This window comes from Longimicrobium sp. (assembly GCF_036280135.1).
GTDB lineage: Bacteria > Gemmatimonadota > Gemmatimonadetes > Longimicrobiales > Longimicrobiaceae > Longimicrobium.
In genome coordinates this window covers 1-8440 of record NZ_DASURI010000479.1, presented here as the reverse complement: position 1 = coordinate 8440, position 8440 = coordinate 1, and the positions used below count along the sequence as shown (strand labels likewise).

Sequence of the window (8440 nt, the reverse complement as noted above, 5' to 3'; positions counted from 1 at the left end):
TCCCCATGACAGCGTCCTGTACAGGAACGTGCAGGCGCTGCGCGCGTATCTCCCGATGGTGGATGGCATCGACATCGACCAGGAGGAGGGCACGGACCAGCGTCACACCGACGCCATGACCGCCTTTGGCATCATGGCCCGCTCGGTGGGATTCAAGGAGATCACCTACGCGCCGCCCTTCGACGACACGCGGGCGTCCTACCACGCGGCCGCGCAGGCCATCAATGCCTTCGCCCTGCAGAGTGAGGGCTTGGAGATCGGCACGACGACCTACCCCTACAGCGGCCTGGCCTACCCCGCCTCCCACCCTCCGGTGCCCGCGTCCCTGAAGGGGTTTTCGACCCGCATGGGGCTCCAGTACTACTCGGGGGGGTTCGACACGGGCAACGTGACGCGCTGGGAAACGGCAGCCGAGGCGATCGGAGCAGCGGGCGGCGGCACGGCGCCCGTCCTGCTGATCGGCGCCACTGGATGGTCTCCCGATTCCACACCCGTTTCCCCAGCCGACATGCGCTCGTTCTTTCAGCAGTTCCCCAGCCCGGCGTGGGCGGGAGGATTCATCTGGGACTACGGTGCCATCCACTCCGATCTGACCGGCTATCGAAAGGCCATCGATGCGGGCGTGACGAGCCGTGCGCCCGATGGAGCCGGCGGGTCGGCCGTCCTGCCGCCATCCATTCTCTCCCCGTCGCGGGAGGAGCCCGTCGCGGCGGCGTCGACGCCCTAGTTCTCCGTTCGAGGGGCGGCAGACGGATCCGGCGGGCGAGACGGCGCAGGCATCGTCCCACTCCGCCGGTCGTCCCTTCGCCCCGGTCCACGCGTAGCCCGCACGCGCGGGCGGAACCTCTCGCGGGAGGGACCGACGGCAACGTGGTCGGTTCCGCGGCTCCAATGACGCACGAGCGGCCCGGACGCACCATGCGCCCGGGCCGCTTGGGTTCGGCATCGACCGAGGACCGCCTTACCGCATCGCCACCAGCGCGGTGTAGACGGCGCGCATGCCTTCCGCGCTGTCCTGGAAGCCGCTGACCTGCCCGTCGCCCGTCTCGATGACCGTCCACGTGCCGTCCTCGCGCTGGGCGAAATCCATCGTGAAGAACGGGCTGTCGATCCGCCCCCCCAGCGCGAGCATGGCCTCCGGCACGTCCGGCAGGTCGTCCATCTGCCCCTCCCAGTAGCGGATGCGGGCGGCGAGCGCGCCGGCCACGAAGAAGCAGCGCACTTCCACGGCGACCGGCATCCCGCTGCGCGCGTGGACGCCCGTCCGCCGCAGCGGCACGAAGCGCCGGAACACGAGCCCGCCTTCCAGCGCGCTGCCCCGCCGCGCCCGGAACGCATCCGCCACGCGCAGCACGGCCGCCCGGTCCGTCGCGGACGGGATGAAGCACGCCTCCTCCCACGCGTGCTTCTCCGATTTCACGAAGTCCTTCAGGAGCGCCGGTCCGTCGCCGAGCTGGGCCGCGGCCTCGACGACGCGCTCCGGCGTTGCGTCCTCCGCGCGCAGCCAGACCGTCTCCGGCGTGTGGCCCTCCAGCCGCGCGTACGCCTGTGGCAGGTGCTGCGCGGCGCGATACGCATCGGGATCGCTCACCAGCGCCAGTCCCTTCCACTCCGCCAGCGTCTCGTACAGGCGCTGGTACAGGTGCGCGGGAAGGATCCAGCCGCGGTATACGGCGCGCTCGTCATCCGCCGCCTCGACGAAGCGCACGGCCCGCCGCGCGTCCCCGTCCTCCAGCAGCGGCTCCAGGTGCAGCACGGAGACGTCCGCGCCCAGCGCACGGGCGAGGTCTGCCTCGGCTTCGAAGTCCGGGTCCACCTCGCGCGGGGAGAGCGGATGGGCGGGGTAGAGAAAGCGCATGGGACGCGGTGATGAGGGGCGGATGCGATGGCGGGCGCCCCGCAGAATGCGCGTCCGTCGCGCGCGCCGCAATCCGCGCGGACGCTGGAAATCCGCGTAAACGCGCAGATTGCGGCGGGTTGAGCGGGGTTCACCGCGTGGGCCTTCGCGGATATCTTTGCGGCCGGTCCTGTCCCGAACTCCGCATCGTTTGATGATCGCCCTCCTGACGGCCGGCGCCCTCGCCTGCGCGCCGGCCTGCCCGCTTTTCGCCGACACCGTGCCCGTGCCCGCCGTGGTCTACGACGGGGCGCGGGCGCAGCTCGACGCCCGCATCCCCCGCGTGGACGAGGCCGCCGTGCGCGTGGACGGCCGCCTGGACGAGGCGGCGTGGCAGGGCGCCGCCGTCCTCACGGGCTTCACGCAGTCCACGCCGGCGGAGGGCATCCCCGCGCGCGAGCGGACGGAGGTGCTCGTCTTCTACACGCCGCGCGAGCTGTTCATCGGCATCCGCGCGCACGCGCAGGACCCGTCGCGCATCCGCAGCACCCTGGCCGAGCGTGACCAGATCACGGCCGACGACCACGTCCGCATCCTCCTGGACACCTTTCACGACCGGCGGCGTGCGTTCGCGCTGTTCGTCAACCCGCTGGGCATCCAGCAGGACGGCACCTTCTCGGACGGCCGCGGCTTCACCTTCAGCCCCGACTTTCTCTTCGACTCGCGGGGGCGGCTCACGGGCGAGGGGTACGAGGTGGAGATGCGCATCCCCCTGCGCTCGCTCAAGTTCCCGTCCGGCGACGCGCAGACGTGGGGGCTGAACGTCATCCGCGTCATTCCCGCGCTGGGGGCCGAGGAAAGCTGGGCGCCGCGCTCGCGCAACCAGCCGGCGGAGCTCGCGTCCAGCGGCGTGCTGTCCGGCATCGGCGGGCTGCGGCCCGGGCGGCCGCTGGAGGTGAACCCCACCTTCACCGCCCGCCGCGAGGGGACGACGGACGCGGACGGGTTCGACCGCGGACCCACGGAGCCGGACGTGGGGGTGAACGTGAAGTACGGCATCACGAGCGAGCTCACGCTGGACGCCACGCTGAACCCCGACTTCAGCACGGTGGAGGCGGACGCGGACCAGATCACCGTTAACGAGCGCTTCGCCCTGTCACTGGCGGAGAAGCGGCCGTTCTTCCTGGAAGGCGCGGACCTGTTCTCCACGCCCGAGGCGCTCGTCTACACGCGGTCCATCGTGGCGCCGGCGGCCGGCGCGCGCGTCACGGGCAAGGTGGGCCCGCTGAACCTGGCGTGGCTGGGCGCCGTGGACGACGCGCCCCGCGACAACCCCGCCCGCTACGCGCCCCAGGCGTCGCGGGCCCTGTTCCAGATCGCCCGGCTGCGGCGCGACGTGGGGCAGGGCTCCACCGTGGGGCTGCTGGGCACCAGCCGCGTGGTGGGCGGCGCGTTCAACCACGTGGCGGCGGCGGACGCGCGGTTCCGCTTTGGACAGATCTACATGCTGGGCGGGCAGATCGGCGGCAGCTGGACGCGCAGCTGGGTGCCGGACGAGGCGGGCACGGACTCCGCCGGCGCGCCGGGCGCCCGCGTGCCCGTGGCCCTGGACGACCGCGCCGCGCACATCGGCCAGGTGTACTTCGACCGCACGGCGCGCCACTGGGGCTACGTCGTCACCCTGCGCGACGTGCCGCGCGACTTCGTCACCGAGACGGGGTTCGTGCGGCGCACGGGGATCACCTCGCTCTCCGGCGGCAACCGCGTGTCGTGGTACGGCGCGCCGGGCGCCCTGGTGGAGCAGGTGGACTTTCGGCAGGGCGCGGAGCTGCTGTACACCGGCCGCGACTTCTGGCGCGGGGGCGAGGCCCTGGAGGGCGGGGCGGACGCGCTGGTGCAGATGGAACTGCGCGGCAACTTTACCGCCGAGGTGGGCGTCTCGCGCGGCTTCTACACGCTGGACCCGGCGGATTACGCGGGCTACTCGCTGCCGTCCACCACGGACGGCATCGACACGGGCGACGTGCTCGTGGGCCCCGACGCGCGGATGAGCGGCCTGAACGGGGTGTCGTTCGAGCTGGAGTCGTCGTACTTCAAGTGGATGGACGTGGGCGTGGAGGCGTCGTTCGGCGCCACGCCGCTCTTCGCGGAGGGCACGCGGGGCAGGGAGCAGTCGCTGGAGGCGGCCGTGGCGCTGCGGCCCACGGCGTCGCTGCGGGTGGATGCCAGCCTGCGCCGCGTGCTGCTGTTCCGCGCGAGCGACGCTTCGCGCTACTCGCGCGCGCTGGTGCCGCGCCTGCGGGCCGAGTACCAGGTCACGCGCGCCATCGCCGTGCGGGCGCTGGCGCAGTACGCGGTGGAGGAGGTGGACGTGCTGCGCGCCCCCGACGGCCGCCCGTACGTGCGCGACGGCCAGCCCTTTCGCGTGCGGCGCGGCAACCGTCCGGCGTGGGACGCGCCGCAGCTCAACCCGCTGCGCCTGGACCTTCTGCTGAGCTGGCGTCCGTCACCGGGCACCGTGGCGTTCCTGGGCTACGGCCGCGAGGTCACGGACGACGAGGCGTTCCGCTTCGACGGCTTGGCGCCGCGCACGGACGGCCTGTTCCTCAAGCTCAGCTACCTCTTCCGCAACTGAGCGGTGGTCCTGAGACGCGGGTTCGCTTCGCCCGGGGTGCGGGGTATAAGCAAACAGTCAGGCTTAGTGCCTTGTTCGCTCACCTCCTGCTTCGGGCGTGCCGATGATCGCCAACCTTCCGGACCCCCTTGGACTGCCGCAGGCCAGGCACGGTCGCCAGCCCCGGTTCGTGACGTTTCGCCGCGCGGCTCAGCGGCTTCACGTGCTCACCAGCTGGCACGGCCTCTCCCGGATCATTCGAGATCCACTCTGGAAGGTCGGCACGGCATCCTTGCTTTCCGTGCCTCTGCTGGCGGGGATCTACCAGGCGGGTACGGGAGGAGCGGTGGCCGTGGAGCCCAGCCGCTTTCCTCCCCAATCCGCTGCCCTCTTCATCGCCGGGCTCGCGGCGGCGGCCGCAATCGTCCTCTATCGCGTTTTCTGCCCTGCGGTGATCAAGGAGCAGCTTCGACCGGCGGACTACGCGGGGTATCGACCTCATGTGGTGAACGCCCTTCGTACCGACGTGGTGCAGGCATTCGATCAACTGATGCTGCAGATTGTGCTGGGCCCGGAGGACGCGAAGCATGAGCGTCTGCGCGGTCGCGTGATGGAGGCGGAGCTTGTCGAGGGGCTGATGGCCCAGGGATTCAAACCGGTCCGATACGGCTACGGTTGCCGGGAGATGTACGCGGTGCAGGAGCTCGCAATGCGGGTAGGCAACGCCGCCGGTGTGCCCGTGTGGGTGAGATACGGCCGTGAGGAGATCCATCGTCCGGTCACGCCCGACCTGTGGATGCTTCCGGCATGGGGAACCGACCTGTACCACCTCGAGCTTTCGCTGCGTGGGCCCGGCGAAGACGGCGACACAGGCGAGGGCGTGTTCCTGCACTGGGTCGAAGGCAGGACCGACGTTCTGCAGGACCACCGCTTTTCCAGGCTCCGCGAACGCCGAACCGTCGCGATGATGGGTGTCGAACAACTTGTCACACCCAGGACGGTTGTTGCTGTGCGGGAAGGGATCACGGACTGGCTGACACTGACGCGTCCGAACGCGCGCGCGGCCATCGTCGGATTGCTGACCCTTGCTGTCTGGCAGATCGCGTTTGCCGTATTCACCCAGCTCACGCTGGTGCGCGGCATCATCCTGTAAGTTCCGTGTGCGGCCAGCGCGGGTATGGGCTTCGGTGCGCGTCCGCCTTCGGCCCGCGGGGGGGTGACAGCCATTCGGGCCTCCTCCCCACGGACAGAGACAAGGAGGGCGTATGGCGACACTGAATGTGAAGAACGTACCTGACACGCTGTACCAGGCGCTCAAGCCACGAGCAGAATCCCGGCACCGGTCTATGGCACAGGAGGTCGTGCACATCCTGACCGAAGTGCTCGCCCCACAGGGGTTTTCGATTTTGGATCTGGACGGACTCGGAAAGGAGACCTGGTCCGAAGGGGACGCGGGCCAGCCCGGCGAAAGAGAGCGGGCGGGGTGGGACGGATCCCGATGTGGGACAAGGGCCCGGACAGGGACGACGCACATCGTTCCTGATCGCCGTCTTCCACTTGGTCGCCGCCTTTTACTGATCGCGATCAGGTGGAGGTTGATGTGACCAGGCCGGCTTCCGCGCCCGACGCCGTGATGTAGCCCTTTCCAAAAAAATTCGAAGGCCGTCCCCTCGCCGGCAGCAGCCTCTCTACCAAGGGACGCCGTCATCCTGCCGTCCGCCGTCGGCTCCGCGACCGGCCGTCGAAGTAGCGTCCCTCCTGCACGCTCACCGTCCCGCAGTTTCGCCGCTCCGGCCTCGCGGATGAATGGCAGTTCAACCTCCCCCAGCAGTTTTGGGGGAGGTGCGAGCCTCGGCGAGCGGAGGGGGCGCTCGCGCGGAGCCTGCTCCATGAGACAATCCCACCCTGTGGTTTTTCTACGAGCCGCGCATCCACCCCGCGCATCGCCCCCGTACGATCGGCACACCGGCGAGACGCGGCGGCACGTGAGGTGCCCCGAGCTCGCGCCTCGCGCACCGGCTCCCGATCCGACGCATCCGCATGCCCGCATCCACCGTCCCGTCCGACCGGCTGACGCCGCTCAACACCGCCGCGGCTGATCCGTCGCGCGGCATCGTCCTGTACTGGCAGGTGATGGAGCGGCGCACGCGCTACAACGGGGCGCTGGAGCACGCCATCGAGCTCGCGCGCGAGTGGAAACGGCCGCTTGTCGTGCTGGAGGCCCTGCGCGCCGGCTACCCCTGGGCCAACGACCGCCTGCACCGCTTCGCCCTCGACGGCATGCGCGACAACGCCCACGCGTACGAGGCGGCCGGCGTGGCGAACGTGCGCTACGTGGAGCCGCGCCCCGGCGACGGACGCGGGCTGCTGCTGGCCCTCGCGGAGCGCGCCTGCGCCGTCGTCACGGACGAGTTTCCCGACTTCTTTCTGCCCCGCATGCTGGACGCGGCCGGCCGCAAGCTGGAGCGCGCCGGCGTGCGGCTGGAGGCGGTGGATGGGAACGGGCTGCTTCCGCTGCGCAGGGCGGGGAAGGCGTGGGTGACCCCGCCGCACTTTCGGCGGATGCTGCAGCGCGAGCTCCCCGACGCGCTCGCGTACGCGCCCGCCCCCAATCCGCTCCTCCGCGCGCGCTCGCTCCCGAAGCTGGAGGGCGAGGCGGCACGCTGGCTGGACGGGATCCGCGCGCGCTGGCCCTCCCCCGCGGACGCGCTGATCAGCGACGACGCGGGCGAGGCGGCGCGGGCACTGGCGGCGCTCCCCATCGACCACGACGTGCCGCCCGTGGACTTTCGCGGCGGGCAGGAGAAGGCGCGTCGGGTGCTGTCTGCCTTCATCGACGACAAGCTCGGCACGTACGCCACGCGCCGCAACGAGGCGGAAGATCCCAGCAACAGCGGCCTGTCGCCGTACCTGCACTGGGGATTCATCAGCGCGCACGAGGTGTTCGCGGCCGTGGCGGAGCGCGAGGCGTGGACGTCCGCGCGCCTGGCGCCGCGCCCCACGGGCAAGCGCGAGGGATGGTGGGGGATGTCGGCCGACGCGGAGGCGTTCCTGGAGGAACTGATCACCTGGCGCGAGATCTCGTACAACACCGCGCACTGGGTGCCGGAGCACGACACGTACGCCTCGCTGCCAGAGTGGGCGCGAAATACGCTGGATGCGCATCGCCGCGACAAGCGCGCGGAGCTCTTTTCGCGCGACGAGCTGGAGGCCGGCGCCACCTACGACGCGCTGTGGAACGCCACGCAGGGGCAGCTGCGCACGGACGGGCGCATCCACAACTACCTGCGCATCCTGTGGGGCAAGAAGTTCCTGGAATGGACGGAGACGCCGGAAGAGGCGCTCGCCCACATGCTGCACCTCAACAACCGCTGGGCGCTGGACGGCCGCAACCCCAACTCCACGGGCGGCATCACCTGGGTGATGGGCCGGTACGACCACGCCTGGCAGGAGCGTCCCGTGATCGGCAAGGTGCGGCCCATGAGCAGCGTCGCCACGGCGAAGAAGATCAAGGTCGACGCCTACGTCGCGCGCTACGGCGCCACGCTCCCCGGCCGCACCGCCCCCCGCGCCGACGCCGGCGATGGCCGCGGCGAGCCACCGGCCCCGCGCCAGGAGCGCCGCACGCCGCGCGATCGCGGTCCGTCACGCGGCGCCGGTACCTCCGGCCTGGACGTGCTCCCGGAGGAGTGAAAAGACGCACGTCGCACCGGGTCGTATTCCTCGCGTGCCGGCGGAATCGGCGCCTGGTCCCGATCCCGGAACGTAGTTGTTTTCCTGGGTCATTCGGCACTGCGCGCACCCTGCGGGATGAAAGCCACCGCAGTTCAACCTCCCCCAGGGGTTATTGGGGGAGGTGGGCGAGCTCCGCGAGCCCGGAGGGGGCGCTCGCACGGGGCACGCCTCCACGCACGAGCCTGGCCCTGACTTTCCATTCGGAGGGTGTTGCCAAACCTCGGGCTCGAAAGCGTTATCCTGAGTGAGGAGCC

General features: G+C 70.8%; 6 protein-coding genes. 5 read left to right on the top strand and 1 reads right to left on the bottom strand.

All coding sequences use genetic code 11. The features are described from left to right. On the top strand, positions 1-727 hold a 727-nt coding region (locus VFZ20_RS15575), incomplete at its 5' end, for a hypothetical protein (protein ID WP_329684830.1). A 234-nt stretch (positions 728-961) separates the two neighbouring features. Here the strand turns inward: VFZ20_RS15575 and VFZ20_RS15570 are convergent. Beyond that, entirely contained in the window at positions 962-1858 is an 897-nt protein-coding gene (locus VFZ20_RS15570; RefSeq protein ID WP_329684829.1) for an ATP-grasp domain-containing protein, read from the bottom strand. 193 nt (positions 1859-2051) lie between these two features. Here VFZ20_RS15570 and VFZ20_RS15565 point away from each other — a divergent pair, with 193 nt between their 5' ends. From VFZ20_RS15565 to VFZ20_RS15555, 4 genes are all read left to right on the top strand, one after another. Further along, positions 2052-4472: a DUF5916 domain-containing protein gene (locus VFZ20_RS15565; RefSeq protein ID WP_329684828.1), complete on the top strand. Its 2421-nt coding sequence runs from the start codon at positions 2052-2054 to the stop codon at positions 4470-4472. Positions 4473-4575: 103 nt separating this feature from the next. Further along, positions 4576-5604 carry a hypothetical protein gene (locus VFZ20_RS15560; protein WP_329684827.1) on the top strand — a complete coding sequence of 343 codons (1029 nt, stop codon included), beginning with the start codon at positions 4576-4578 and terminating at the stop codon, positions 5602-5604. Positions 5605-5716: 112 nt separating this feature from the next. After that, positions 5717-6055, top strand: a complete 339-nt coding sequence (locus tag VFZ20_RS32955) for a FitA-like ribbon-helix-helix domain-containing protein (RefSeq protein ID WP_414682943.1) — start codon at positions 5717-5719, stop codon at positions 6053-6055. A 436-nt stretch (positions 6056-6491) separates the two neighbouring features. Continuing rightward, the gene (locus VFZ20_RS15555; protein WP_329684826.1) at positions 6492-8144 is read left to right on the top strand and encodes a hypothetical protein; all 1653 of its coding nucleotides are present in this window, start codon (positions 6492-6494) and stop codon (positions 8142-8144) included. Positions 8145-8440 lie beyond the last annotated feature (296 nt).